Annotated in this window: 25 protein-coding genes and 1 pseudogene; 11 read left to right on the forward strand and 15 right to left on the reverse strand. The window is 59.8% G+C overall.

What is annotated here, in order from left to right; translation table 11 throughout:
* Positions 1 to 60: 60 nt before the first annotated feature.
* The 3 genes from ACZ9EJ_RS18850 to ACZ9EJ_RS18860 all read right to left on the reverse strand — a co-directional run bounded on the left by ACZ9EJ_RS18850 (position 61) and on the right by ACZ9EJ_RS18860 (position 3,005).
* Positions 61 to 483 carry a DUF2852 domain-containing protein gene (locus ACZ9EJ_RS18850; RefSeq protein ID WP_046635584.1) on the reverse strand — a complete coding sequence of 141 codons (423 nt, stop codon included), beginning with the start codon at positions 481 to 483 and terminating at the stop codon, positions 61 to 63.
* 147 nt (positions 484 to 630) lie between these two features.
* Positions 631 to 1,914 (reverse strand): polyhydroxyalkanoate depolymerase, encoded by a 1,284-nt coding sequence (locus ACZ9EJ_RS18855; protein ID WP_046641939.1) that lies wholly within the window; start codon positions 1,912 to 1,914, stop codon positions 631 to 633.
* A gap of 248 nt (positions 1,915 to 2,162) precedes the next feature.
* The gene (locus ACZ9EJ_RS18860; RefSeq protein WP_046641938.1) at positions 2,163 to 3,005 is read right to left on the reverse strand and encodes a fumarylacetoacetate hydrolase family protein; all 843 of its coding nucleotides are present in this window, start codon (positions 3,003 to 3,005) and stop codon (positions 2,163 to 2,165) included.
* 155 nt (positions 3,006 to 3,160) lie between these two features.
* Between ACZ9EJ_RS18860 and ACZ9EJ_RS18865 the strand changes: the two genes are divergently transcribed.
* Positions 3,161 to 3,760 (forward strand): nitroreductase family protein, encoded by a 600-nt coding sequence (locus tag ACZ9EJ_RS18865; protein WP_046641937.1) that lies wholly within the window; start codon positions 3,161 to 3,163, stop codon positions 3,758 to 3,760.
* A gap of 134 nt (positions 3,761 to 3,894) precedes the next feature.
* Here the strand turns inward: ACZ9EJ_RS18865 and gyrB are convergent, their stop codons facing one another.
* From gyrB to ACZ9EJ_RS18890, 5 genes are all read right to left on the reverse strand, one after another.
* Positions 3,895 to 6,330 (reverse strand): DNA topoisomerase (ATP-hydrolyzing) subunit B, encoded by a 2,436-nt coding sequence (gene gyrB / locus ACZ9EJ_RS18870; protein ID WP_046635588.1) that lies wholly within the window; start codon positions 6,328 to 6,330, stop codon positions 3,895 to 3,897.
* A gap of 139 nt (positions 6,331 to 6,469) precedes the next feature.
* Complete coding sequence (locus tag ACZ9EJ_RS18875; protein ID WP_046641936.1) at positions 6,470 to 6,835, reverse strand: helix-turn-helix domain-containing protein; 366 nt, start codon at positions 6,833 to 6,835, stop codon at positions 6,470 to 6,472.
* Positions 6,832 to 7,413, reverse strand: a complete 582-nt coding sequence (locus tag ACZ9EJ_RS18880) for a Smr/MutS family protein (protein WP_046641935.1) — start codon at positions 7,411 to 7,413, stop codon at positions 6,832 to 6,834. The genes ACZ9EJ_RS18875 and ACZ9EJ_RS18880 overlap by 4 nt, the downstream gene beginning before the upstream one ends.
* Entirely contained in the window at positions 7,410 to 8,528 is a 1,119-nt protein-coding gene (gene mltA / locus ACZ9EJ_RS18885; RefSeq protein ID WP_046641934.1) for a murein transglycosylase A, read from the reverse strand. The genes ACZ9EJ_RS18880 and mltA overlap by 4 nt, the downstream gene beginning before the upstream one ends.
* Complete coding sequence (locus ACZ9EJ_RS18890) at positions 8,525 to 9,223, reverse strand: Tim44/TimA family putative adaptor protein (RefSeq protein WP_046641967.1); 699 nt, start codon at positions 9,221 to 9,223, stop codon at positions 8,525 to 8,527. The genes mltA and ACZ9EJ_RS18890 overlap by 4 nt, the downstream gene beginning before the upstream one ends.
* Positions 9,224 to 9,349: 126 nt before the next feature.
* Between ACZ9EJ_RS18890 and ACZ9EJ_RS18895 the strand changes: the two genes are divergently transcribed.
* Together ACZ9EJ_RS18895 and secB are read left to right on the forward strand one after the other, a co-directional pair.
* On the forward strand, positions 9,350 to 9,865 hold the full coding sequence (locus ACZ9EJ_RS18895; protein WP_046641966.1) for an FxsA family protein: 516 nt from the start codon (positions 9,350 to 9,352) through the stop codon (positions 9,863 to 9,865).
* An 84-nt stretch (positions 9,866 to 9,949) separates the two neighbouring features.
* Positions 9,950 to 10,426 (forward strand): protein-export chaperone SecB, encoded by a 477-nt coding sequence (gene secB, locus ACZ9EJ_RS18900; RefSeq protein WP_046636107.1) that lies wholly within the window; start codon positions 9,950 to 9,952, stop codon positions 10,424 to 10,426.
* Between the two features lie 53 nt (positions 10,427 to 10,479).
* On the opposite strand, the gene dnaQ is transcribed toward secB, so the two are convergent.
* From dnaQ to ACZ9EJ_RS18925, 5 genes are read right to left on the reverse strand one after another with little or no spacing between them, the layout of a single operon-like run.
* Positions 10,480 to 11,184, reverse strand: coding sequence for a DNA polymerase III subunit epsilon (gene dnaQ, locus ACZ9EJ_RS18905; RefSeq protein ID WP_046641933.1), 705 nt, complete (start codon positions 11,182 to 11,184; stop codon positions 10,480 to 10,482).
* A complete protein-coding gene (coaE, locus tag ACZ9EJ_RS18910) occupies positions 11,177 to 11,788 on the reverse strand; it encodes a dephospho-CoA kinase (protein WP_046641932.1) in 612 nt (203 codons plus the stop codon). The genes dnaQ and coaE overlap by 8 nt, the downstream gene beginning before the upstream one ends.
* Positions 11,785 to 12,645 (reverse strand): shikimate dehydrogenase, encoded by an 861-nt coding sequence (locus tag ACZ9EJ_RS18915; protein WP_046641931.1) that lies wholly within the window; start codon positions 12,643 to 12,645, stop codon positions 11,785 to 11,787. Before ACZ9EJ_RS18915 ends, coaE begins: the two co-directional genes overlap by 4 nt.
* Positions 12,638 to 13,231 carry a Maf-like protein gene (locus tag ACZ9EJ_RS18920; protein WP_046641930.1) on the reverse strand — a complete coding sequence of 198 codons (594 nt, stop codon included), beginning with the start codon at positions 13,229 to 13,231 and terminating at the stop codon, positions 12,638 to 12,640. The genes ACZ9EJ_RS18915 and ACZ9EJ_RS18920 overlap by 8 nt, the downstream gene beginning before the upstream one ends.
* A gap of 32 nt (positions 13,232 to 13,263) precedes the next feature.
* Positions 13,264 to 14,085 carry a pyruvate, water dikinase regulatory protein gene (locus ACZ9EJ_RS18925; protein WP_046636096.1) on the reverse strand — a complete coding sequence of 274 codons (822 nt, stop codon included), beginning with the start codon at positions 14,083 to 14,085 and terminating at the stop codon, positions 13,264 to 13,266.
* A gap of 404 nt (positions 14,086 to 14,489) precedes the next feature.
* On the opposite strand from ACZ9EJ_RS18925, the gene hemE reads away from it, so the two are divergent.
* The 8 genes and pseudogenes from hemE to ACZ9EJ_RS18965 all read left to right on the forward strand — a co-directional run bounded on the left by hemE (position 14,490) and on the right by ACZ9EJ_RS18965 (position 23,180).
* Positions 14,490 to 15,524 (forward strand): uroporphyrinogen decarboxylase, encoded by a 1,035-nt coding sequence (gene hemE, locus ACZ9EJ_RS18930; RefSeq protein ID WP_046641929.1) that lies wholly within the window; start codon positions 14,490 to 14,492, stop codon positions 15,522 to 15,524.
* Positions 15,521 to 16,066: a protoporphyrinogen oxidase HemJ gene (gene hemJ, locus ACZ9EJ_RS18935; RefSeq protein ID WP_046641928.1), complete on the forward strand. Its 546-nt coding sequence runs from the start codon at positions 15,521 to 15,523 to the stop codon at positions 16,064 to 16,066. The genes hemE and hemJ overlap by 4 nt, the downstream gene beginning before the upstream one ends.
* A gap of 193 nt (positions 16,067 to 16,259) precedes the next feature.
* A complete protein-coding gene (gene rho / locus ACZ9EJ_RS18940) occupies positions 16,260 to 17,525 on the forward strand; it encodes a transcription termination factor Rho (RefSeq protein ID WP_105404823.1) in 1,266 nt (421 codons plus the stop codon).
* An 87-nt stretch (positions 17,526 to 17,612) separates the two neighbouring features.
* Positions 17,613 to 18,917, forward strand: coding sequence for a tRNA uridine-5-carboxymethylaminomethyl(34) synthesis GTPase MnmE (gene mnmE / locus ACZ9EJ_RS18945; protein WP_046641927.1), 1,305 nt, complete (start codon positions 17,613 to 17,615; stop codon positions 18,915 to 18,917).
* Between the two features lie 46 nt (positions 18,918 to 18,963).
* Positions 18,964 to 20,846: pseudogene (gene mnmG, locus ACZ9EJ_RS18950) on the forward strand (tRNA uridine-5-carboxymethylaminomethyl(34) synthesis enzyme MnmG).
* Complete coding sequence (gene rsmG / locus ACZ9EJ_RS18955) at positions 20,847 to 21,464, forward strand: 16S rRNA (guanine(527)-N(7))-methyltransferase RsmG (protein ID WP_251091236.1); 618 nt, start codon at positions 20,847 to 20,849, stop codon at positions 21,462 to 21,464. It begins immediately after the preceding pseudogene.
* Between the two features lie 15 nt (positions 21,465 to 21,479).
* Complete coding sequence (locus tag ACZ9EJ_RS18960; RefSeq protein WP_046636085.1) at positions 21,480 to 22,271, forward strand: ParA family protein; 792 nt, start codon at positions 21,480 to 21,482, stop codon at positions 22,269 to 22,271.
* 27 nt (positions 22,272 to 22,298) lie between these two features.
* The gene (locus tag ACZ9EJ_RS18965) at positions 22,299 to 23,180 is read left to right on the forward strand and encodes a ParB/RepB/Spo0J family partition protein (protein ID WP_046641924.1); all 882 of its coding nucleotides are present in this window, start codon (positions 22,299 to 22,301) and stop codon (positions 23,178 to 23,180) included.
* A 10-nt stretch (positions 23,181 to 23,190) separates the two neighbouring features.
* Here the strand turns inward: ACZ9EJ_RS18965 and holA are convergent, their stop codons facing one another.
* Both holA and ACZ9EJ_RS18975 read right to left on the reverse strand, forming a co-directional pair.
* Complete coding sequence (gene holA, locus ACZ9EJ_RS18970) at positions 23,191 to 24,222, reverse strand: DNA polymerase III subunit delta (protein WP_046641923.1); 1,032 nt, start codon at positions 24,220 to 24,222, stop codon at positions 23,191 to 23,193.
* Positions 24,210 to 24,728, reverse strand: a complete 519-nt coding sequence (locus ACZ9EJ_RS18975) for a lipoprotein (RefSeq protein ID WP_046641922.1) — start codon at positions 24,726 to 24,728, stop codon at positions 24,210 to 24,212. Before ACZ9EJ_RS18975 ends, holA begins: the two co-directional genes overlap by 13 nt.
* Positions 24,729 to 24,758: the final 30 nt, after the last annotated feature.

A 24,758-nucleotide genomic window follows, 5' to 3' on the forward strand; every position in this document is an offset into this window, starting at 1 on the left:
AAAGCCGGCGCCTCACGGACGCCGGCTTTCCATCACGTTTCACGTGAATCCTTGGGAGGATCAGAGGTCGACAACCGGGTTCTGGCCGGAAGAGCGGTTCTGCCGCTCGCGCATGAAGCGATCGAACTCTTCCTGATCCTTGGCGCGGCGAAGTTCGCGCACATAGTTGTCGAACTCTTCGCGCATTTCGTCCAGCTTGCGGCGCTCTTCCTCGATCCGGTCGATCTCGGTCTTGCGCCAATCGTCGAAGGCGACGTTGCCCGTGGTGAAATGCGTGTTGTAACGGGACTTCGCCCGACGGCAGCCGGCGAACATGCGATCGGCGCGGTCGTTGGCATCGCGCTTGAAGCCGCGCAGCCTGTCCCCGAAGATGATGTAGGCGAGCATGGCAAGGCCGAGAGGCCAGAAAACGACGAAGCCGAGCACCATGAGAGCGATGGTTGCCGGCGTCCAATCCGGACGAATCAATGCTGACTGGTTCATTGGTCACACCCTGATGTTTCAGCGGGTGGCCACATGCCAGCCCGTCTCACTTCGATTTGGTGAGCCCATGATCCGCCTTCAAGAAGACGGATCATTAAATTCAAGAAGATGCTGAAATATAAACCGGAATTTGAAGACCCGCCGAGCTTAGCTGGCCTTGCCACCCTTTATCACTCGCTTGACCGGAGTCTTCTTGACCGCGGCCTTGGCATGTTTCTGGGTGAAGGCGACGATGCGCGGTGCGATCTCCCGACGGAAACGCGATCCGTTGAACACGCCGTAGTGTCCGACATCCGGCTGGATGTAATGCATGCGCATGTCATCGGGGATATTGGGGCAGATGGTCTGCGCCGCATTGGTCTGGCCAAGACCGGAAATGTCGTCGTTCTCGCCTTCGATGGTCAGCAGCGCCACCTGGCGGATGAGGCTGGTATCGACCGGAACATTCCGATGCATCATCTCGCCCTTGGGCAGGGAGTGCTTGATGAAGACCGTCTCGACCGTCTGGAGGTAGAATTCCTCCGTCAGGTCCATGACCGCCAGGTATTCGTCGTAGAACTCGCGGTGCTTCTCGGCGGACTCGCCGTCGTTCTTGACGAGATGCTGGAAGAATTCCTTGTGGGCGGACACGTGCCGGTCGAGGTTCATCGACATGAAGCCGGACAATTGCAGGAAGCCCGGATAAACGCGGCGCATGAAGCCGGAATGCGGCCACGGCACGTTCATGATGACGTTGTCGCGGAACCATTCGATCGAATGTTCTTCCGCAAGCTTGTTGACGGCGGTCGGGTTGATACGGGTGTCGATCGGGCCGCCCATCAGGATCATCGAAGCGGGGACCATCGAATCGCGCTGCGATTCCATCACCGCCACGGCGGCAAGCACCGGAACGGAGGGCTGGCAGACGCCGATGACATGGGTGCCGGGGCCGATCGCATGCAGCATCTCGATGATGTAGTCGATATAGTCGTCGAGATCGAAGCGACCATCTGTGATCGGCACCATGCGGGCATCGATCCAGTCGGTGATGTAGACATCGGCGCTCGGCAGCAGCGCTTCCACGGTGCCGCGCAGCAGGGTCGCATAGTGGCCGGACATCGGCGCGACGATCAGGATCTTCTGATCCGGAGCGCGGCCGGCGGGCAGGTCGCGGCGGAAATGCAGGAGGTTGCAGAAGGGCTTGTTCCAGACGATTTCTTCCGTCACCGCGACGGTCTCGCCATCGACGATCGTGAAGGGAAGATCGAAGGCAGGCTTTCCGTATCGGCGCGTGACGCGCTCGAAGACTTCAAGGCCAGCCGACAGCGTCCGGCCCATCGTCGTATGGGAAAACGGATTGAGCGGGTTGGAATAGAAGAAGTGCATGGCATCCGCGGCGGCGCGAACGGGGGCCATCGTGGCGTGGTTCATCTCGTAGAACTGATAGAACATCGAGGTGCTACCTTTCGTGATTTCCGACAGTGGCATCGAACCGATCGGTTCAGGAGCAGCTTGGGGATAGGCTAGCACTTTTCTATTGCGGTGCAACATTATGGGGAATACCGGCTGAATTGGCCAAGAGGAAGGCGGAACCGCAGATCATTCTGCTGTCTTGAGAATGACATGTAAGCCTTAAAGTTCCACCTTCCAAGCCTGGTTAAGGACTCATGCGCGCCGGCGGGCATGAGTCCCCCGATCATTTAGATGTCGGCGACGAAGGTCTGCCGCTGGGTGCCGAGGCCGTCGATGCCGAGCTCGACGACTTCGCCCGGTTTCAGGAAACGCTGCGGCTTCATGCCGAGGCCGACGCCCGGAGGCGTGCCGGTCGAGATGATGTCGCCCGGATGCAGCGACATGAACTGGCTGAGGTAGGAGACGAGATAACGGACACCGTAGACCATCGTCTTGGTGGAACCGTTCTGCATCTTCTCGCCATTGACGGTGAGCCACATGCCAAGGTTCTGCGGGTCGGGGATTTCGTCCTTGGTGACGAGCCAGGGGCCGATCGGGCCGAAGGTGTCGCAGGACTTGCCCTTGGTCCACTGGCCGGAGCGCTCGCTCTGGAAGGCGCGTTCGGAGACGTCATTGGTCAGGCAGTAGCCGGCGACATAATCCATCGCATCGGCTTCCGAGACATATTTCGCGGTCTTGCCGATGACCACCCCGAGCTCGACTTCCCAGTCGGTCTTTTCGGAACCCCGAGGAATGACCACGTCGTCGTTCGGGCCGACGATGGCCGACGTCGCCTTCATGAAGATGATCGGCTCAGGCGGTACGGTCGCGCCGGTTTCGGCGGCATGGTCGGAGTAGTTGAGGCCGATGCAGATGAACTTTCCGGTGCCGGCGACGCAGGCGCCGATGCGGGTCGGCTGCAATTCGGGCAGGCTCTCCGGATCAAGAGCGGCTATCCTGGCGAGGCCTTCCGGGGAAATGGCAGGCCCGGCTATATCGGCGACATGGCCGGAAAGATCGCGAATCCTGCCCTTGTTGTCAAAAAGTGCCGGCGTTTCATGGCCCGGCTCGCCAATGCGCATCAGTTTCAAAGCATGGTCCTCCATTTAAGCGAGGAGGTTTATGGAACATGCGTCCCGGCTTGTCACGCCTGTTTTCGGCCAACCAGAAGTCTATTGCCAAGCAGGTCGGCGGGCCTATTGTTAGTCCTAAATCTGCCCTCGGCCTGCAAATTCGGAGAATGCCCATGACCAGCAGCAATACCCGCGATTCGGAATTTCCGATCGATGCCTTCTTCCTCGACCGCTGGTCGCCGCGGGCGTTTACCGAAGAAACAATCGATCAGCCGACCATGCTGACAATCCTCGATGCCGCGCATTGGGCGCCCTCCTCCGGCAACAACCAGCCCTGGCGTTTCATCTACGCGCTGCGCGACACGCCATCGTTTCCGGTGCTTGTGGACATTCTTTCGCCGGGTAACCAGCGCTGGGCGCAGAACGCGGCAGCGCTGATGATCGTCGTCTCGAAGACCTATCGCGTAGCCAGCACTGGTGAACACCGGCTCGCCTATACCCATTCTTACGACACCGGGGCAGCCTGGTTTTCGGTCATCTCGCAGGCGATGAAGCTCGGTTATCACGCGCATGGGATGGAAGGCCTCGACAAGGAAAAGGCCGTCGAGGTGCTGGGTATTCCGGAAGGCTACCGGGTCGAGGCAGCAGCTGCGATCGGTCGCATGGCCGACAGAAGCACCCTGCCTGACGATCTTGCCCAGCGGGAGTTCCCCAGCAAGCGCAAGCCGGTATCGGAAATTGCCTTCGAGGGGAAATTTACAGGAGAGCCCTGAGGTCGCGATGCTTTAAGAATTGTTTCACGTGAATCCATATCCACAGGAAAGATTCACGTGAAACATTTTTGCGCTGGACAAACGAAAAGCGGCGGCCCCAGGGACCGCCGCTTTTTTCTTGTGAGGCGACAACGTCAGATGTCGAGGTTGGCGACGCTCAGCGCATTTTCCTGGATGAACTCGCGGCGCGGTTCAACTTCGTCGCCCATCAGGCGCGAGAAGAGACCGTCGGCATCGGTAGCGTCGTTGACCCTGACCTGCAGCAGCGAGCGGACGTTCGGATCGAGCGTCGTTTCCCAAAGCTGCTCGGCATTCATCTCGCCGAGACCCTTGTAACGCTGCATGGAAAGACCCTTGCGGCCCGTCGCGAAGATCGATTCCAGGAGAGCACGGGGGCCGGACATTTCCTGCTGGCCATCCTTGCGGGTGAGGACCGGCGGCGTACGATAGATTTCCTGCAGGCGCGTCGTCATCTGGTCGATATGGCGGGCATCGGCCGAACCGATCAGCGCCACGTCCACGGCCGCGACTTCCTTGACGCCGCGCACCATGCGCTCGAAACGCAGGCCACCCTCGTCGGTCACATGACCGGTCCAGCCGCGTTCGGTTTCCTCGGCGATCATGTCGAGGCGACGGGCAACTTCGGCGGCGGTCTCCAGAGCCCGCTCGCGATTGTCGGTCAGTTCCGGATTGAGCGCACCGGCGATCGCGGCCTGTTCGATGATCGAGCGGCTGTAGCGCGAATGCAGTCCTTCGACCAGGGCGCGCAGACGCAGCGCGTCCTGAATGACTTCGCGCATATCCTGCCCGGCACGGACTTCGCCGGAACCGAGCGTCAGCGTCGCCTCTTCGAGGCCCATGCTGATCAGGTACTCTTCCAGAGCGCTCTCGTTCTTCAGGTACTGGATCGACTTGCCGCGGCTCACCTTATAGAGCGGCGGCTGGGCGATGTAGATATGGCCGCGCTCGATCAGTTCCGGCATCTGACGGAAGAAGAAGGTCAGAAGCAGGGTGCGGATATGGGCGCCGTCGACGTCGGCGTCCGTCATGATGATGATCTTGTGGTAACGCAGCTTGTCGGCGTTGAATTCGTCCTTGCCGATCGATGTGCCGAGCGCGGTGATCAGCGTGCCGATTTCCTGGCTGGAGAGCATCTTGTCGAAACGGGCCCGCTCGACGTTCAGGATTTTCCCACGCAGCGGCAGAATAGCCTGATTTTCACGGGAACGGCCCTGCTTTGCGGAACCGCCAGCGGAATCGCCCTCGACGAGAAACAGTTCCGACTTGGCCGGATCGCGCTCGGAGCAGTCTGCGAGCTTGCCGGGCAGCGAGGCGATGTCGAGCACGCCCTTGCGGCGGGTCAGCTCGCGGGCCTTGCGGGCGGCTTCGCGGGCAACGGCCGCCTCGACCACCTTGCCGACAAGGATCTTCGCTTCGGACGGATGCTCTTCAAACCAGGTGCTCAAGGCTTCGTTCATCAGGCTTTCGACCACCGGCCGAACTTCCGAAGAAACGAGCTTGTCCTTCGTCTGCGATGAAAACTTGGGATCGGGCACCTTCACGGAAAGCACCGCGGTCAGGCCTTCGCGGCAGTCTTCCCCCTGCAGCGTGACCTTTTCCTTCTTGGTGATGCCGGAACTATCCGCGTAGGACGTCACCTGACGCGTCAGGGCACCGCGGAAGCCGGCCATATGCGTGCCGCCATCGCGCTGGGGGATGTTGTTGGTGAAGCAAAGCATGTTTTCGTGGTAGCTGTCGTTCCACCACATGGCCACTTCGACAGTCATGCCGTCCTTTTCGCCCTTGATGCTGACGGGCTTTTCGACCAGCGGCTTCTTGGAGCGATCGAGATAACGGACGAAGGCTTCGAGGCCGCCGTCATAGAGCATTTCCTCTTCCTTGACGTCCGGCTTGCGCTTGTCCGTTAGCCGGATTCTGACGCCGGAATTCAGGAACGCCAGTTCGCGAAGACGATGCTCGAGCGTGCCGTAGTCGTATTCGGTCATCGTAAAGGTTTCGGAGCTGACGAGGAAGGTAACCTCGGTTCCGGAGCGGCCTTCGTATTCGCCGATCACCTTGAGCGGGCCGTCGGCAACGCCGTGGGTGAAGGAAATTTCGTGGAGCTTGCCGTTGCGGCGGATGCGCAGCTTCAGCCAGACGGACAGCGCGTTGACGACCGAAACGCCGACGCCATGCAACCCGCCCGAAACCTTGTAGGAATTCTGGTCGAACTTGCCGCCCGCGTGGAGCTGGGTCATGATCACTTCGGCAGCCGATACACCTTCGCCGGTGTGAATGTCGGTCGGGATGCCGCGGCCGTTGTCCGTCACGGTGACGGAGCCATCGGCGTTCAGCGTCACGGTCACCAGGTCGGCATGGCCGGCCAGCGCCTCGTCGATCGCATTGTCCACGACTTCGTAGACCATATGGTGCAGGCCGGAGCCGTCGTCCGTATCGCCGATATACATGCCGGGCCGCTTGCGAACGGCGTCGAGGCCCTTCAGAACCTTGATCGAGTCGGCACCATATTCGGCACTCGCGCCATTATCGCTGACGGGTGTATCGGTCATTAATTATCTTCCAATTCGTTTGAGATGCCGGTTAAGCGAATCACCGGCCATTCCACCCTCAGAATATAGGGAAATCGGGGCGGTTTCTAAAGGTTGAGCCTCGCCAATACGGCATGAAAGCCGTGGATGCGCAGCGAATTCAGCCTCGCATCTCGGCTTTTTTGAGGAGCGCGTCCATTTCCTCTATCACGTCCGGCGGCAAAGAGCGAATCCGCTGCGCCAGCCGGTTGGCAAAGCCGGTGTATGATGGCGGCAGACCCGCAGTATCAAGCACGACTTTCGGGTGCGACGCTTCGGCAAGGCGGAAAAGCTCTTCCGCCTCGTCCCAGATGACGTTGAAATAACCGGCGATCCGTTGCAGCAGCTCGAAGGTCGGGCGGCCGCGCTTGCCATGTTCCAGGGCCGAGAGATAGGCAGGTGTGACGCCGATCGCCTCAGCAAGCTCGCGCTGGGTGATGCCCTTGCGGCGGCGAAGCTCTCTCAGTGCGTGGCCGAAGGGCGTCATTCCCGATCTCCGCGACCTCGGGAGAGCCGTACATACATAGCCCCCTCCCCGCCATGATGGCGCGCCGCCCATTCGTAGGACGAGATCAGAAAGCGGAACTCGGCTTTCGAAAACCACAGCGGCACAGCGCGGCGGAGCGCCCCTTCGCTGCCCATCGAACTCCCCTTGCCGGTGATCACCAGGACGTGGCGAAGGCCGCGGTCATGGGCTCTCAGCAGAAAATCGAGAAGCAGGTCGTGGGCTTCGCCCTGGAAAAGTCCGTGCAGATCGAGACGGGCGTCGATCGGCAGCCGGCCCTTGGCGAGTTTTTTCTTGACCGGCTTTTCCAGCGGTTGATGAGCGCCTACGGGACGCCTGGCCGGCGCGGACGCCGGAAGTTCGACCGCAAAACTTTCCTGACGCGGCGCTGGCTTCGGCTTTTTCGCTTCGACGGCTGCCTCTTCCGCGGCAATCTTCGCGGTTTCGGCTTCCTCGAATTCGAGGATCTCCTTCATGCGCCCAGGCAGGGCGCGGGCGGACTTGGCCACCCTGCCCCACAATATCCGCTCTTCCGGATCGAGTTTGCGACCACCCTTCATCCGCCGTACCTGACAGAAGCCGCCTTGGGGATGAGGATATAGAAATCCGCGTCGTTGCGTACCGTTCCGGCTAGCTCGCCCGCCTCCAAGCCGGAGCCGGTAAAAATATCGCCGCGCGCCGGGCCGACGATCGCCGAGCCGGTATCGAGCGCCAGCATCAACCGCGCGAAGGGTTTTCCGTTATCCATGTGGGTCAGCGTTTCGGACCGGATAAAAAAGGGAAAGCCGAAGGTGTGGATCTGGCGATCGACCGCCAGCGAACGTCCCGGGATCAGCGGCACCTTGGCAGCAGCCACCGGCCCGAGCGACGGATCGGAGACATCCGCTTCCCGGAAGAAGATGTAGGAACGATTGTGCCAGAGCACCTCGTTTACCTTAGCCGGATTCTCAGCCAACCATGCGCGGATGCTCTGCATGGAAATCTCGGCAGGATCGATCTCGCCGCGGTCGATCAACAGCTTGCCGATCGGCGAGAACGGATGGCCCGCCTTGGCGGAATAGGTGATCCGCCGGATGTTTCCATCCGGATATCTCAGCCTCGCGGCGCCCTGGACATGGATGAAGAAGACATCGACCTTGGACTTCGCATAGGCGATCTCCAGGCCTCGGCCTTCGAGGAAGCCGCGATCGATCTCGCCGCGATCCGGATAGGGCACGATCCCGTCGGGTGTCTGCCGACCGAACATGTAGCCGGAGTCCAATCCGGTTGTCCTGTTGCTGTCGTCGAGATCAACGAGATCGTCGGGGCGATAATAGAAGGGATGGACCCAGACATCGTCCCGCGTTTCCGAGACCTCGATCTCCGGTTCGTAGAAGGCGGTAACGAAACCGCGCCGGCCATCGTTGCGGGCAATCAGGAAGGGCGTGCAATGGGTTTCGAAAAAGGCCCGGGCGGAAACGGGATCGCCCGGGATGTCCCGGGCGGCTTCGATGAGGGTGGCGAGTTCTTCAGCCGTCAGGCCGAGGGCGCCGGTTCGATAGGGCTTGACCTTGCGAATATGCTCCAGCGACGCGCGCATGCCGGCAAACAGGACGGTCGGATCGTCATCGCCCCACCCCGAAAGATCGGAGAAGGATACCGGCCGAAGAGTATAATCCGCAGAGCTCAAGGTCATTGTTCGGATTCGGTGGCGACCAGTCTCCAGTTCGGATCGCGGGAGCGGATGTCGCGGGCGAAGGTCCAGATGTCGGTGACTTCCGCCACGGTTTCCTGGTCGCCGTCGATCAGCGCCCCGGCCTTGTCATAGGTGGCGGAAATGAGCTGGCTGACGATCCGGACGGTGATCTGTTCCTCGGCATCCTTGACCGCGGCATGGGTGATATCCGCCTTGTCGATACCGACGAATGTGGACTTCACCACTTCGCCGCGGGATTCCCGGTCGGTGATCGCCGCATCGAAACCGTCGAATACCTCCTTGGACAGAAGGCCCTTCAGCGTCTTCCGGTCGCCATCCGCAAAGGCCATGACGATCATCTCGTATGCCATGCGCGCACCATTCAGGAATTCGCGAGGGCGGAATGAGGGATCGGACTTGACCACTTCGCGCAGTGCGGCGTTGAGCGGCGTATCGGGCTTGGCGACAGCGTCAACATCCGCATAACGCTGCTCGTCATCCGTCGCATCCCGCCGCGGCAGGGTCACGACCTTGCCATCGTCGCCACCCGGGTTTTTCGCGACGTCGCGGGGGCTGTAAGGATCGAACGGCGGCTTCTCGCTTCCCGTCCGGCGTCCGAGCACACTGCGCAGTTGCAGGAAGATCAGAACCGCTGCGACAAGGAAAAAGAGTGTTATAAAGTCGTTGGAGCCCATCTTAACCCGCATTTGGCGTTTAAATATTCGGTGCAGTTTCTCATATAGTCTGCATACGCCTATCATTCAAATGGCGAAGACGTTAGCGCTTTGCGCGCAACCGAATATCACGACACAGGGAATATCATGCGCTTCTTTCTCGTGCCGCTCATTTTGATCGGCTGGCCGCTCGCCGAAATCGCGGGCTTCGTGCTCGTCGGCAAAGCACTCGGCCTCTGGGCAACGCTCGGCCTGGTGGTCGGTACCGCAGTGCTCGGAGCCTTTCTGCTGCGCAGCCAGGGCACCCAGATCCTGAGGAAGATTTCGACCGAGAGCCGCGACGGCCGCGCGCCCGGTCGCGCTTTGATCGACGGCGCGATGATCGTCGTCGCCGGCATTTTGCTGCTGCTGCCCGGCTTCCTGACCGACATCATCGGGCTGGCGCTGTTCATTCCCTTCGTGCGTAGCCTGATCTGGTCGCTGGTTGGCCGCCGCATCGTCGTCGTCCGTTCGCCGCGCAGCGAAAGCTATCGCTACGAAAGCCCGAGGCCTTCGCCGGAAGCCAAAAAAACCGGGCCGGTGGTCGATCTCGACGAGCAGGATTACCATCGCGATCCCGATCCCTCCTCGCCCTGGGCCGGTCCCAAAAGCAAGGAACCTTGAGAGGTCCAGCGGATTGGCCAGGGTTGTAAGCCCCCAAGCGAAATGTTAGAGGGCCTCAACGCTCCAAAGCCTCGAGGAAATCCAATGGCAGACGATAACAACCAGGCCGAAACGCCGTCCCTCAACATCCTGGCGCAGTATACCAAGGATCTCTCCTTCGAGAACCCGGGCGCTCCGCGTTCTCTGCAGGCGCGCGACAAGGCCCCGGCGATCAACATCAATGTCAACGTCAACGCCAATCCGCTTTCCGAGGCCGATTTCGACGTCATCCTGACGCTGAATGCCGAAGCCAAGGATGGTGACAAGGTCGTCTTCGCGGCCGAGCTGGTGTATGGCGGCGTCTTCCGCATCACCGGTTTCCCGCAGGAGCACATGCTGCCGCTGCTGTTCATCGAATGCCCGCGCCTCCTGTTCCCCTTCGCCCGCCAGATCATTGCCGACGTGACCCGCAACGGCGGCTTCCCTCCGCTGATGATCGATCCGATCGATTTCGCGCAGATGTTCACGCAGCGCATGGCCGAGGAACAGGCCCGTTCCAAGGTTCAGGTGCTTGACAGCTAAGATCGGATTTTCCGATTTGAGAAAAGAGCCTGGGTTTCGCGACCCGGGCTTTTTTATTCGACCGTTCCGTATTTCAGCCAGACCGCCTTGTCCTTCAGCGACGCGACCATTGCGGCATGAGCCTCCAGCTCGGCTTCGGTCAGTCGGGGGCTAAGAGGCCGGGGGCGACCAGCAACCTCGATCACCACTTCCTCGGTCTCGACCACCGTCGCAGATCGCTCGTTGCCCATCAGGCCGAGCGCGGTCTGGCGGCCGCCGGTCATCTCGATATAGACTTCGGCGAGCAGTTCGGAGTCGAGCAGCGCGCCGTGCTTGGTGCGGTGAGCGTTGTCGATGCCGTAACGACGGCAGAGCGCATCGAGTGAATTCGGACCCATCGGATGTTTGCGGCGGGCCATGGCCAGGGTGTCGATGACCTGGTCGGACATCACGGGCGGCAGGCCGAGACGGCCGAATTCCGCATTCATGAAGCCCATGTCGAAGGTCGCATTATGGGCGATCCACTTGGCGCCATCGAAGAACTCGATGATCTGCTGCGCGACATCCGCGAAGCTTGGCTTGTCCTTCAGGAACTCGTCGGTAATGCCGTGCACGGCGAGCGCATCCGGATGAACCTTGCGGTCGCCCGGATTGATATAAAGATGGAGCGTCCGGCCGGTCGGGAAATTGTTGATCAGCTCAATGCCGCCGATTTCGATCACCCGGTCGACTTTCGATTCGAGGCCGGTGGTTTCCGTATCGAAGATGATTTCACGCATGTGGAATGTTCTCGCTCATCTTTCGGGCTCTCAGGGACGCTATGATCTCGCGCACCTGCTCCCTCGCCGCTTCCAGTCCGAGGCCGGTGTCGATGAGGAAATCGGCTCTTTTGCGTTTTTCCGCATCGGGCATCTGGCGGGAGAGAATCATCGCCAATTTTTCCTCCGTCATGCCCGGACGCGCAAGCACCCTGTCGCGCTGTATCTGTGGATCACAGGTAACGACGACGATGACATCGACGCGATCCTCTCCCTTCACTTCGAAGAGAAGCGGGATATCGAGAAGCACAAGATCGGTGCCGGCTTCCCGATGGCGGGCCAGGAAATCGATTTCGCGCCGGCGGACCAGCGGATGGACGATCGCTTCGAGGACCGGAAATTTCTCCGGTGACCCCGAAAGCTGGCGGGACAGTTCCTGCCGATCAATGACACCGTCCTTGACGGCACCGGGAAACGCCTCGCCGACGGGCGCCACCGCATCGGTACGATAGAGATCATGGACGACGGCATCGGCGTCATTCACCGGGACGCCCTCTTCCGCGAACATTTTCGCGGTCGTGGATTTTCCCATTCCGATGGAGCCGGTGAGGCCGATGACGATCATCCGTGGCTTCCCATATCGGCGATGACGAGGTCGCGGAGAGTTTTATCGACGGCTGGACGACGGCCGAACCATTTTTCGAAACCGGGCACAGCCTGGTGCAGCAGCATGCCGAGCCCGTCGACGATTGGAAAACCTTGCTCCTCGGCCTGGATGAGCAGCGGCGTTTTCAACGGGACATAGACGATATCGGTGACGACCGCGCCGGACACCAGGACCGAGAAATCGATCTTCGGCGCTTCGCTGCCGTCCATGCCGAGCGACGTCGTGTTCACAAAAAGGCCTGCGCCGGACATGACCTCGCGCAGTGCTCCGACAGGATGGGCGTGGACTTTATGGCCGAACCGATCGGCGAGTTCCTCGGCGCGTGAAACTGTCCGGTTGACCACATTGACCTCGCCGACGCCGCGATCCCGTATCGCCTGGATGACGGCGCGGCTCGCGCCGCCGGCTCCCAAAATAACAGCGCGATCGATCTTGTCCCAGCCCGGATGGCGGTCGTCGAGATTGGCGGTGAACCCGTGGCCGTCGGTATTGGTGGCATGCAAAAGGCCGTTTTCCATCCAGAGCGTGTTCGACGCACCAAGCTCTTCCGCCAGATCGTCCGGCCGGTCGGCCAGCCTGAAGGCGAGCTCCTTGTGGGGGATGGTGACATTACCGCCGCGAAAGCCGGAACTGCCGTCCTTCAGCGCTTGGATGAAGGCGGGGAAGTCCGCTTCCGTCACGGCCTCCGGCCTGTAGGTCCCGGCAATCTCGAACTTCTCCAGCCAATAACCATGGATCAATGGGGAACGGGAATGTTTCACCGGCCAGCCGGTTACGAAAGCATTAACTAAAAATGTTTCACGTGAATCAGCCATCGATCGCTCCCAGGTCACGAAGTTTTTCGAGGAGCGGAAGCATCGGCAGGCCGAGGATGGTGAAATAGTCGCCTTCGATCCTGGAGAACAACTGGATACCCTCCCCTTCCAGCTGATAGGCTCCGACGCTGCCGTAGACCTTTTCCCCCACCCGCGACAGATAGCGATCCACGAAGGTTTCGCTTAAACCCCGGACGGTCAGGTCGGCATGGGCGACATGTTCCCAGACGATTTCACCATCGCGCGCAAAAGCGATCGCGCTGTTCAGGCGGTGGGTCTTGTTCGAAAGGGAAAGCAGGTTCTCTTTCGCTTCGGCGAGGGTCTTCGGCTTGTGATAGACGCGGCTTCCAAGCGACATGGTCTGGTCCGAGCCGATCACCAGAGCGCCTGGAAAATGTCCGGTGACTTCGAGCGCCTTTGCCTTGGCAAGCGTCAGCGCCACCTGGTCGGGGCTCGCGCCTTCCAGGCCTGCTTCGATCTTCCGCTCGTCGATCTCCGCTGCACGGCTTTCAAAAGCGAGGCCGGCATTTTCCATCAGCATCCGGCGGAAGGGGCTGGAGGAGGCAAGTACGAGGGGCACTGTCACGGAAATCTCCCAGAAGCGATGCGCGGATTCGCTTAACGCAGCTTCGGGCGCAGCGCAACGATTGCAGCCGCCGTCTCCTCGATCGACCGGCGCGTCACGTCGATCACCGGCCAGTTCTGGCGGGCACAGAGTGCACGGGCATATTTCAGTTCCTCGTTGATCGTGGCGCGGTCCGTATAATGGCGCCGGTCGAAACCCTGGGTGACGCCGAGTTCGCGGTTTTCACGCACCTGGCTGATCCGATCAGTGGTGGCGACCAGGCCGACGATCAGAGGGTGGGTTGCGCGATAGAGGCTATCCGGCAGCTCTACGCCCGGAACGATCGGTATGTTGGCGGTCTTGATGCCGCGATTGGCGAGGTAGATGCTGGTCGGGGTTTTAGAGGTGCGGCTGATGCCGATCAGCACGACATCCGCCTCGTCGTAGTCCTCCGGCATCTGGCCGTCGTCGTGATCCATGGTGAAATTGAGCGCTTCGATACGCTTGAAATAATCCGCATTGAGCGCGTGCTGGGCGCCAACCCGGCGGCGGGACGGCGCACCGAGATAGGCCTGGAATGTCGCCATGACCGGTTCCAGCACGTTGACGCAGGGAAGGCCCATGTCCCGGCAGCGCTGATCGATGAGCCCGGCCAGTTCCTGATCGACAATCGTATAGAGGACGATGCCCGGTTCGCGATCGAGCGCCTCGAGCACCGCGAGCAACTGTTTGCGGTTGCGGATCAGCGGGTAGACATGTTCCACCGCCAGCGAAGACTGGAACTGCGCCGAGGCGGCACGGCCAGCGGAGATGAGAGTCTCGCCCGTGGAGTCAGATATCAGGTGCAGATGGAAGAAGTTTTTTCTGTTCTCCACGCTAAACTTAATCCTTTGTTGATAACTCGGGAGAGACCATCAGGTTCGCCCAGGCCCCGACCCGGCCTCGGGAAAACCGCCCGGTTTTCCACATTCGCATATCTCGCGGATGCGGATCAGACTGGCTTGTGCGTTCTGGGGACAGGGCCATCCTGGCTGTCTTCCCTCCCCAGCTTATCCACAGATAGCGCCTAATCTCGCCTGCCACCATCCCCCTGAAATAGCTTGTGAAATCCAGACCGTCCCAAGAAGCGCGCCTCGTGGGCGATTTTCTGTTCCGTGAACGGAGACAAAGCGGCGGATCGTCGCGTCGGCTGTGATTTGACTTTAATCCTTGCTACTCACCGACTCTAAGAAATAGAAACCTAGTAAGATTCATTTCTTATATTTTTAGGGAGAACCCATTGACCGGCGCATACCGGAAGATCATCGAGGTGCTGGAAGGCAAGACCGTCAGTCCACCGCCTGTCTGGCTGATGAGACAGGCAGGACGTTATCTGCCGGAATACCGGGAGACGCGGGCGACAGCGGGAAGCTTTCTCGATCTCTGTTACACGCCGGATCTGGCTGTCGAGGTAACCTTGCAGCCGATCCGGCGCTACGGCTTCGATGCGGCAATCCTGTTTTCCGATATCCTCGTCATTCCGGATGCCCTTCATCGGAACGTACGGTTCGTGCAGGGCGAAGGCCCGCGGATGGATCCGATCGACGCCGCCGGCATTTCGGCACTGAAAGGCGAAGGGGTTCTTGCCCATCTTGCTCCGGTCATCGAAACGGTTCGTCGGTTGAGGCGGGAATTGCCTGAGGAAACAACCCTGCTTGGTTTCTGTGGTGCGCCCTGGACGGTTGCCACCTACATGATTGCCGGCCACGGGACGCCCGACCAGGCCCCTGCCCGGCTGTTTGCCTATCGGCATCCGGAAGCCTTCGAGAGGCTGCTGTCCGTGCTTGCCGAGATCTCCGCCGAATATCTGATCGCTCAGATCGATGCTGGCGCAGATGCCGTGCAGATCTTCGATTCCTGGGCGGGTGTGCTTGGCGAAAAGGAATTCGAAGCCTATGCCGTGAAACCCGTTGCCCGGATGATCGAGATCGTTCGCAGCCAGCGGCCCCAGGCAAAGATCATCGCCTTCGCCAAGGGCGCCGGGCTGAACCTGAAAGCCTATCGCCAGAAGACCAGGGCGGATGCGATCGGCCTCGACTGGTCGGTGCCGTTGTCGTTTGCTGCCGAGCTGCAGAAGGATGGCCCGGTACAGGGCAATCTCGATCCGATGCGGGTCGTCGCCGGTGGCAAGTCGCTCGAAGACGGCATCGACGCCATCCTTGAGAAACTCGGGCAAGGGCCGCTGATCTTCAATCTCGGCCATGGCATCACGCCAGAGGCCAATCCCGATCACGTAACCAAGCTGATCGAGCGTGTGCGGGGAGCCGCAACGTGAGCGCAGAAGAGCGGCAGACCGGCAGGACGGCCGGGCGGCGATCGGCATTGCGGGCCGTGGTCGCGCTTGCCGTATTCGGCGCCATCCTGGTTGCAGTCTATCTGGCCCAGCCGGATGATTTTCTTCTCTACATCAAGGCTTTCCATGTCATCGCGGTGATGTCCTGGATGGCCGGATTGCTCTACATGCCGCGGCTGTTCATCTATCACAGCGACGCGGAACCGGGCTCGGCGCAGTCTGAAACCTTCAAGATGATGGAGCAGCGGCTGCTGAAGATCATCATGAACCCGGCGATGATGATCACTTGGGTTCTCGGTCTTTTTCTCGCCTGGGACGTCTACGAATTTCGCGGCGGATGGCTGCATGCGAAGATCGGGCTTGTCGTGCTGCTCACAATGGTGCATGTGCTGTTCAGCCGTGCGGTGCGTAACTTCGCGGTCGACGGTTCGCGAAGAACGCCGCGTTACTGGCGCATGATGAATGAAGTCCCGACCATTCTGATGATCGGCATCGTTATTCTGGTGATCGTGAAACCGTTCTGATGCCGGCTTGATCTTTCTTTGGCAAGATTTCGGTCTTGCCTCTTGCGGCGTTCCACGTGAATCGCTATTTTCGTCGCCATCTCATCTCGTGGCATGCGTGTAATTTCCCGTCGTCCCCGGTTCATCTTCCGCGGTAGCGAATTTCACCGACACGCCTACATCCCCCGAAATTCTCAATATGGTCCCCCCCTTCATGGCTGAAATGAAGCTTCAAGAACTCAAAAGCAAATCCCCTACCGATTTGCTGACCTTCGCCGAATCACTGGAGGTCGAGAACGCCAGCACGATGCGCAAGCAGGAGCTGATGTTCGCGATCCTCAAGGTTCTGGCGAGCCAGGACGTCGAAATCATCGGCGAAGGCGTGGTCGAGGTCTTGCAGGACGGGTTTGGTTTTCTGCGTTCCGCGAACGCAAACTATCTGCCCGGTCCCGATGATATCTATATCTCCCCCTCCCAGATCCGCCGCTTCTCGCTGAAGACCGGCGATACGGTCGAGGGCCCGATCCGCGGTCCGAAGGAAGGCGAGCGTTACTTCGCCCTTCTCAAGGTCAACACGATCAATTTCGACGACCCGGAAAAGATCCGTCACAAGGTCCACTTCGACAACCTGACGCCGCTTTACCCGAACGAGCGGTTCAAGATGGAACTGGAAGTTCCGACCTCCAAGGATCTCTCGGCCCGAGTGATCGACCTGGTGGCACCGCTCGGCAAGGGCCAACGCGGCCTGATCGTCGCTCCGCCACGTACCGGTAAGACAGTTCTCCTGCAGAACATCGCTCACTCGATCACAGCCAACCATCCGGAATGTTATCTGATCGTCCTGCTGATCGACGAACGTCCGGAAGAAGTCACGGACATGCAGCGCTCGGTCAAGGGCGAGGTCGTTTCCTCCACCTTCGACGAACCGGCCGTGCGCCACGTGCAGGTCGCCGAAATGGTGATCGAGAAAGCAAAGCGCCTGGTCGAGCACGGCCGCGACGTCGTCATCCTGCTCGATTCCATCACCCGCCTCGGCCGCGCCTATAACACCGTCGTGCCCTCCTCCGGCAAGGTACTGACGGGCGGCGTGGACGCCAACGCCCTGCAACGCCCGAAGCGCTTCTTCGGTGCCGCCCGTAACATCGAGGAAGGCGGTTCGTTGACGATCATTGCGACCGCGCTGATCGATACCGGCAGCCGCATGGACGAAGTCATCTTCGAAGAGTTCAAGGGCACCGGCAACTCGGAAATCGTTCTCGACCGCAAGGTCGCCGACAAACGCATCTTCCCGTCGATGGACATCCTCAAGTCCGGTACGCGTAAGGAAGACCTGCTGGTGCCGCGCCAGGATCTCCAGAAGATCTTCGTGCTTCGCCGTATCCTTGCCCCGATGGGGACGACGGACGCGATCGAGTTCCTGATCGACAAGCTGAAGCAGACGAAGACCAACGGCGATTTCTTCGACTCGATGAATACCTAATCCTTAGCCGGATTCACGGCGGATACTGGAGCGCTCGGCTGTGCCGGGCGCTTTTCAGTTTAGAGGCGTCTCTGATAGATTGATTCCATGATCCAGGCAGTCAACGATACGATCTATGCCCTTTCCAGCGGTGCCCTCCCCGCGGGTGTTGCGGTCGTCCGGATAAGCGGGAGCCTGGCATTCGACGCCGCCCGCGTCTTGGCCGGGGAGTTGCCGGTTGGCAGGAAGGCTGCATTGAGAACGATTCGGAGCCGCAACGGTCCGATAATCGATCAGGCTCTGGTCCTGGCCTTTCCGGGTCCGAATTCCTTTACCGGGGAAGATTGCGTTGAAATGCACCTGCATGGCAGCCGTGCCGTTGTTTCGGCCGTCTATCGGGAACTGGAGTTAATCGGGCTACGTCTCGCCGAGGCCGGCGAGTTTTCCCGCCGAGCGTTCGAGAACGGGAAGCTGGATCTGGTGGAGGTCGAGGGCCTTGCGGATCTCATTGCTTCTGAGACCGAGATGCAACGGCGGTTGGCGGTCGAGCAAGGCTTCGGCGGGCAATCGGCGCTCTATATGGGATGGGCCGAGAGATTGACCCGTGCGCGAGCCTTGATCGAAGCGGAACTTGACTTCGCGGATGAGGATGATGTCCCAGGGTCGGTTTCGGACCGGGTCTGGACGGAGGTGGGCGATCTCTATCTCGAACTCGAGGAGCATATCGCTTCGGCGAAGGCCGGTGAGATCATTCGCGACGGATACAAAGTGGTCATCGCAGGCCCTCCCAATGCCGGCAAATCCAGCCTGCTCAACGCATTGGCGAAACGCGACGTTGCGATCGTTACGGAGATTGCAGGCACCACCAGGGACATTCTGCATGTCGACGTGGACATGGATGGTTATCTGGTACGGTTCTTCGATACGGCGGGTCTTCGTGAGAGCGAAGATCGCGTTGAGCAGGAAGGTGTTCGGAGAGCACGCATAGCGATCGAACAGGCGGACCTTGTCCTGCAGCTCGAAGAGATCGATTCGGGCTCGAAACAAATTCTCGACAAGGTGGACAGGGATGTCCTGCGCGTTGGAACCAAGGCGGACATACGCCGCCCGTCGCCCGCCTATGATTTGAATATTTCCAGCGAAACAGGGGAAGGGCTGGATGAGCTTCGTTTCCTGATCCTGGAAAACCTCCGGCAAACCTGGTCCGGATCGCTGGTTCCCAATCGGCAGCGACACCTGCAGTACCTGAAAGAGGCTTCCATTTTTATCGAAGAAGCGCTAAACGGCCGAGAGCTCGATCTTCGGGCCGAGAGCCTCCGGGCTGCAGCGTCGTCGCTGGGCCGCATTACCGGTCGGGTCGATGTGGAACAGCTCCTTGATGTGATTTTTTCGCAGTTCTGCATCGGTAAGTGATTCACGTGAAACAGCGCGCGGCCGCGCTGTTTCATAAGGTAGGCAAATGGAAAAGACATTCGACGTCATCGTCATAGGCGGGGGTCATGCTGGCTGCGAGGCAGCGAGTGCCTCGGCGCGCATGGGTGCCAGCACTGCGCTGATAACCCATAACCGGCAGACCATCGGCGTGATGTCCTGCAACCCCGCGATCGGCGGCCTCGGCAAGGGTCATCTCGTGCGTGAGGTTGATGCCTTTGACGGTTTGATGGGCCGCGTCGCGGATGCCTCGGGTATTCAGTTCCGGCTCCTCAACCGCAAAAAAGGCCCTGCGGTACGCGGGCCGAGGACCCAAGCCGATCGCAAGCTTTACCGGTTGGCGATGCAGCGTGAGATTCTCGATCACCCCAATCTTACCGTGATCGAGGGTGACGCTTTCGATATCGAGATCAAGGGCGGCCGGGTGGGCACCGTTGAACTGAAAGACGGTCGTCGATTCGGATGCGGAACAGTTGTCCTGACGACCGGCACTTTTCTTCGCGGCCTGATTCATATCGGTGACCAGAAAATTCCCGCGGGTCGTGTCGGTGAAGCTCCCTCCTTGGGACTGTCCGAGACCTTGGCGCGATTTGGCTTGCGGCTGGGTCGGCTGAAAACCGGTACGCCGGCGCGGTTGGATGGAAATACGATCGACTGGACCCGAGTCGGCCTGCAGGAGGCCGACGAGGATCCGGTTCCTTTCTCCTTCATGACCGATAAGATCACCATCCGGCAGATCGCTTGCGGTGTCACGCGCACAACGAATGCGACGCACAAAATCATTTCAGACAATATCCACCGATCAGCCATGTACTCGGGCCAGATCGAAGGAGTAGGTCCGCGTTACTGCCCTTCGATCGAGGACAAGATCGTCCGTTTCGGCGAGCGCGACGGGCATCAGATCTTTCTGGAACCGGAAGGCCTGGACGATCCGACGGTCTATCCGAATGGTATTTCAACCTCCCTCCCCGCAGAGGTCCAGGAAGCGTTCATCCGCACGATCCCGGGTCTTGAGGCAGTGGCGATCATGCAGCCCGGCTATGCGATTGAATATGACCATGTGGATCCCCGCGAACTGACCGCGGCTCTGGAAGTGAAGAAGATTCCAGGCCTTTTCCTTGCCGGCCAGATCAACGGCACTACCGGTTACGAGGAAGCCGCGGCACAGGGCCTGGTTGCCGGATTGAATGCTGCGCGAAAGGCGTCCGGCGGTGCCGCCTACCATTTCAGCCGCGCCGAATCCTATATCGGCGTCATGATCGACGATCTCACGTCTCGCGGAGTGACTGAACCCTATCGCATGTTTACGTCCCGCGCCGAATACCGGCTGTCGCTCAGGGCCGACAATGCGGATGTTCGGCTGACCGAGAAGGCGATCGAACTGGGCTGTGTCGGACCAGCGCGGTCGGCGAAGCTGCGTGCCTATACGCGGGCGCTGGATTCAGGCCGGGAATTACTGCGGTCCCGTAATCTGACACCCAATGAGGCCAATGATCATGGCCTGAAGCTCAACAGGGACGGGCAGCGCCGAACGGGGCGTATGAGTTGCTGGCTTATCCCGACCAGACACTGGCTGGCCTCACCCCCATATGGCCGGAGCTGGCACAGTTGTCGCCTCAGGTTGGGGAAGCCTTGAAGATCGAAGCCTCCTACGCGGTTTACATGAATCGCCAGGCCGCCGATATTCACGCCACTCATCGGGACGAGGCCCGCGTTATCCCGCAAGGCTTTGATTTCAAAGGACTCCCCGGGCTTTCCAATGAACTTAAACTGAAGCTGACTGCGGCGAATCCGGCGAACCTCGCACAGGCGGGCAAGGTTGACGGCATGACGCCCGCCGCCCTTGCTCTTATCCTGGCGCTTCTTCGGAAAGAGGAAGCCGCACCACATCGCCTCAAGCGAGTCCAGTAAATGCTTCTGAACGGCAAGAGTGTTTCACGTGAAACGCAAGAAAAGCTCGAACATTTCTCTGCGCTTTTCCAGAAATGGGCAAAGGCTATCAATCTTGTGGCGCCATCGACGCTGGATGAATTGTGGCGACGCCATATCGCCGACAGCGCTCAAATCTTCCAACTCGCGCCTCAGCCTTATAAATGGCTCGACCTAGGTTCTGGCGGTGGCTTTCCAGGTGTCATAACCGCAATCTTTCTGGCCGAGGTGCAAGAAGGGTGGGTTCATCTGGTTGAGAGCAATCAGAAAAAGGCAGCGTTTCTTCGAGTGGCGCTGAGCGAGACGGGCGCCAGAGGCTCTGTTCATCCACTGCGAATCGAATCGGCTCCGAAGGCTCTTCCAGATTGCGACCGCATCTCGGCCAGGGCTCTTGCAGAGCTTGATCCGCTTCTTTCCTACACATCGGCGTGGATGATCGGCAAAGAAACAAGAGCTTTTTTTCATAAAGGCCGGGATTACGCGACGGAAGTCGAGAAAGCCCGTGGTCGTTGGGTGTTCGATCTGATAAAACATCAGAGTGCCGTCGAGCCGGATTCAGTTATCCTCGAGATAAGCAATTTGCGGCACAAAGAACCCTAGATTTTCAGGTGCTGCATGTTTGAAAGAAATCGGGTTATCACGATTGCCAACCAAAAAGGCGGCGTCGGCAAGACGACGACGGCGATCAACCTGGCGACGGCGCTCGCTGCCATCGGTGAGAGTGTGCTGATCGTGGACCTCGATCCGCAAGGCAATGCCAGCACCGGGCTGGGTATCGAGCGCCGCGACCGCAAGATCTCCTCCTACGACCTGCTGATGGGTTATAACTCCATCGCGGAAACCGCGCTGGCAACGGCTGTTCCGAACCTTCACATCGTCCCTTCGACGATGGATCTGCTCGGTTTCGAGATGGAAATCTCGCAGGCTTCCGATCGGGCGTTCAAGCTTCGAAATGCTTTGAATAGCGATGACGCCTTGGCTTATTCCTACATTCTGCTGGACTGCCCTCCATCGTTCAACCTGCTGACGATGAATGCCATGGCGGCCGCTCATTCCATTCTGGTACCTCTGCAGTGCGAATTTTTCGCCCTGGAGGGCTTGAGCCAGTTGCTGGAGACCGTCGATCAGGTGCGTCGCAGCGTCAATCCTTCGCTCGACATCCAGGGGATCGTCCTGACGATGTTCGATGCAAGAAACAATCTTGCCCAGCAGGTCGTCAACGATGTCCGGACGCATCTCGGCGAAAAGGTCTACCATACGTTGATCCCGCGCAATGTTCGCGTTTCGGAAGCGCCCTCCTACGGGAAGCCGGCCATCCTTTACGACTTGAAATGCGCCGGCAGCCAGGCTTATTTGCAATTGGCTTCTGAAGTCATCCAGCGGGAACGTAGGCGCAAGGCCGCCTGACACTTTGCAGACAAGTGAGTAGTGAGAATGAACGACGATCTCTCAAAACGGCGCCTCGGGCGCGGTCTTGCAGCTCTTATCGGTGAAATGGACCAGCCGGCGCCCGTCAACAGTGGTGCCCGTAGCGTCAACCCGGATCGCATGGTGCCGATCGAGCATGTGTCGCGCAATCCGAAGAACCCGCGCCGGAGCTTTGATGAAGGCGAGCTCCAGGATCTCGCGAGCTCCATTCGTCAGCATGGTATCGTGCAACCGGTCGTCGTCCGGCCGCGCGGCGCCGATCAGTTTGAAATCATTGCCGGCGAACGACGCTGGCGTGCGGCCCAGCTTGCCGGCCTGGTCGAAATTCCTGTTATCGTTCGCGATGTGGATGACCGCACGGCGCTTGAGATTGCCATCGTTGAAAACGTACAGCGCTCGGATCTCAACCCTCTGGAAGAGGCGCTGGGTTATGATCAACTTATTGCCGAGCATGGTTATACGCAGAACGATCTTGGTGAAATCATCGGCAAAAGCCGAAGCCATGTGGCCAATAGCCTCCGTCTGTTGAAGCTGCCCGAGCCGGTTCGGGAGATGCTGGCGGGGGGAAGCCTTTCTGCCGGTCACGCCCGCGCCCTCATCACGACATCAGATCCGGTTTCGCTGGCACGTACGATCGTCGCCAAGGGGATGTCGGTCCGCGATGCCGAGAAGCTGGCTCAAAACGACATCAAGGCGCAATCGGAGCCGGTAAACGTTTCGAAAGCGGAACAAAAGGATTCCGATACCCTGGCGCTGGAGCGTACCCTCTCCGACTCTCTTGGTCTGGAGGTGAAGATCAATCACAAGAACGGTGGCGGTCAGATCAGGATCGGTTACCGGACGCTTGAGCAGCTCGAAGAGATATGTCGTCTACTCGAGCGTAGATAACCCAGTCTATTCAGCGGCTTGACTGAATAGCTGTCGCCATTAGCGTGTGGAAGGCAATATTGGGTTCGAGGGTCTGCCTCTGCCGCGACATCAGAACGGCGGCCTGCAATCGTTCCGTTTCACGTGCAAGCGCTGGCGAACTCCAGGTCCTCAGCGCTTTTTCCATGATCGGTTTCCGCTTGAAGTGAATATGCCTGCCGAGCGTCATCATGACCTGCGCGGTCTGGAGCTTTTTCTCTTCCATCTCCGCCTTCATCAGATCCAGCAGCTGGAACTGTTTCAGGCAGGATTGCAGGACGAGAAAAACCGGGGTCTTCGACGAGACGATCTTCTGAATGGCACGGTGAAGGCCGGGCAAGTCGCCGCCGAGGATCGCGTCGACCGCCTCATCGGCTGAAACTGCGCTCGCATCGCCGATGATTTCATCGATCTGCGCCTCTTCGACCATGCCCGTGCCACGGCAGTAAAGCGCGAGCTTGCGAATCTCGTTACGGGAGGCCACACGGTCCCCCCCAAGCAGCTCCAGGAGCCGCTGGCGGGCGTTGGGGCTGATCCTGAGGCCTTCGCTCCCCAGTTCCGAATCGATGAGGCTGTTCAAGGCCTTGATATCGTCCGCGTAGCAGGGAATGACAGCGATGGATCGGGAGGGCTCAGCGATCTTGCGCAGCCCGCTCCCCTTCTTGAGGTCGCCCGCTTCGACTATCAGGATGTTGGCGGGAGCCGGGCCGTCAGCCAAAACCTGCATCGCGTCCAGAAGCGGCTTTTCATTGGCAGCGCCACGCAGCCAGACGAGCTTCGAGCCGCCGAAAAGGCCCATTGAGTTCACTTCATCGATAAGCCGTCCCGGGTCGCCCTGCAGGTCCGAAACGTCGAGCTTGAGCATGGCGAACGGATCATCCTGGGAAATGCCGGTCTTGCCTGCGATCAGGGCCGCACGTTCGGAAACGAGGCCGCGATCCGGGCCGTAGATCACGAAGATCTTGTAGAGTCCCGCGCTCTTATCAGCAAACCGATCGAATTCGTGGGATTTTACTTCTGCCATACCGTCTGCGGCTGAGGTTCGCGCGAAAGCGCAATCGCGATCTCGGCGCGGATGAACTCGGCAAGTTCTCTTGCAGCGCGGTTTTCGGCGTCGCGAACGGCGCGGAGGCCAGCATAGCCCTGGCCCGAAATGTCGATGAGCGCGACAACCTGGCGTTTGCCAGACTTCAGCACCTGCCCGTCGCTGACACGGGTAATCGTATAGGTACCTTCCACCTGGACGCGGCCTGGGACCGGTACGCCGGTCGGAGAGACGTTGTCGTCGTCCTCGTCGTCCTCGTCGTCAATGATGCTCGAGGCCGTGCTCTTGGTGGCCAGCTTCACGTCGTAAGCAGGACGGGTGGATTCGCCGGCACCGCCGGAGGTCAGGAAGACCAGATGGTTGCGGACAACTTGGTCGAGGCGGGTGTGGGGTTGCTCAAAGCCGACGGCGGCAAGGCGCTCGCCGGTGCCGGAAGCCTCGGAATAAAGCGGGCGAACCTGGCAGCCGGCGAGCACTGTCAGCATTACCAGGCTGGATACGAACCCAAAACGACG

This window comes from Neorhizobium sp. USDA 3394 (genome assembly GCF_056280385.1).

Excerpts from the sequence above, each read along its gene's own strand:
- ACZ9EJ_RS18850 (WP_046635584.1), bottom strand. The coding sequence starts at position 483 with ATGAACCAGTCAGCATTGATTCGTCCGGATTGGACGCCGGCAACCATC.
- ACZ9EJ_RS18855 (WP_046641939.1), bottom strand. The coding sequence starts at position 1,914 with ATGTTCTATCAGTTCTACGAGATGAACCACGCCACGATGGCCCCCGTT.
- ACZ9EJ_RS18865 (WP_046641937.1), top strand. The coding sequence starts at position 3,161 with ATGACCAGCAGCAATACCCGCGATTCGGAATTTCCGATCGATGCCTTC.
- gyrB (WP_046635588.1), bottom strand. The coding sequence starts at position 6,330 with ATGACCGATACACCCGTCAGCGATAATGGCGCGAGTGCCGAATATGGT.
- ACZ9EJ_RS18875 (WP_046641936.1), bottom strand. The coding sequence starts at position 6,835 with ATGACGCCCTTCGGCCACGCACTGAGAGAGCTTCGCCGCCGCAAGGGC.
- ACZ9EJ_RS18880 (WP_046641935.1), bottom strand. The coding sequence starts at position 7,413 with ATGAAGGGTGGTCGCAAACTCGATCCGGAAGAGCGGATATTGTGGGGC.
- mltA (WP_046641934.1), bottom strand. The coding sequence starts at position 8,528 with ATGACCTTGAGCTCTGCGGATTATACTCTTCGGCCGGTATCCTTCTCC.
- ACZ9EJ_RS18890 (WP_046641967.1), bottom strand. The coding sequence starts at position 9,223 with ATGGGCTCCAACGACTTTATAACACTCTTTTTCCTTGTCGCAGCGGTT.
- ACZ9EJ_RS18895 (WP_046641966.1), top strand. The coding sequence starts at position 9,350 with ATGCGCTTCTTTCTCGTGCCGCTCATTTTGATCGGCTGGCCGCTCGCC.
- secB (WP_046636107.1), top strand. The coding sequence starts at position 9,950 with ATGGCAGACGATAACAACCAGGCCGAAACGCCGTCCCTCAACATCCTG.
- dnaQ (WP_046641933.1), bottom strand. The coding sequence starts at position 11,184 with ATGCGTGAAATCATCTTCGATACGGAAACCACCGGCCTCGAATCGAAA.
- coaE (WP_046641932.1), bottom strand. The coding sequence starts at position 11,788 with ATGATCGTCATCGGCCTCACCGGCTCCATCGGAATGGGAAAATCCACG.
- ACZ9EJ_RS18915 (WP_046641931.1), bottom strand. The coding sequence starts at position 12,645 with ATGGCTGATTCACGTGAAACATTTTTAGTTAATGCTTTCGTAACCGGC.
- rho (WP_105404823.1), top strand. The coding sequence starts at position 16,260 with ATGGCTGAAATGAAGCTTCAAGAACTCAAAAGCAAATCCCCTACCGAT.
- mnmE (WP_046641927.1), top strand. The coding sequence starts at position 17,613 with ATGATCCAGGCAGTCAACGATACGATCTATGCCCTTTCCAGCGGTGCC.
- rsmG (WP_251091236.1), top strand. The coding sequence starts at position 20,847 with ATGCTTCTGAACGGCAAGAGTGTTTCACGTGAAACGCAAGAAAAGCTC.
- ACZ9EJ_RS18960 (WP_046636085.1), top strand. The coding sequence starts at position 21,480 with ATGTTTGAAAGAAATCGGGTTATCACGATTGCCAACCAAAAAGGCGGC.
- ACZ9EJ_RS18965 (WP_046641924.1), top strand. The coding sequence starts at position 22,299 with ATGAACGACGATCTCTCAAAACGGCGCCTCGGGCGCGGTCTTGCAGCT.
- holA (WP_046641923.1), bottom strand. The coding sequence starts at position 24,222 with ATGGCAGAAGTAAAATCCCACGAATTCGATCGGTTTGCTGATAAGAGC.
- ACZ9EJ_RS18975 (WP_046641922.1), bottom strand. The coding sequence starts at position 24,728 with ATGCTGACAGTGCTCGCCGGCTGCCAGGTTCGCCCGCTTTATTCCGAG.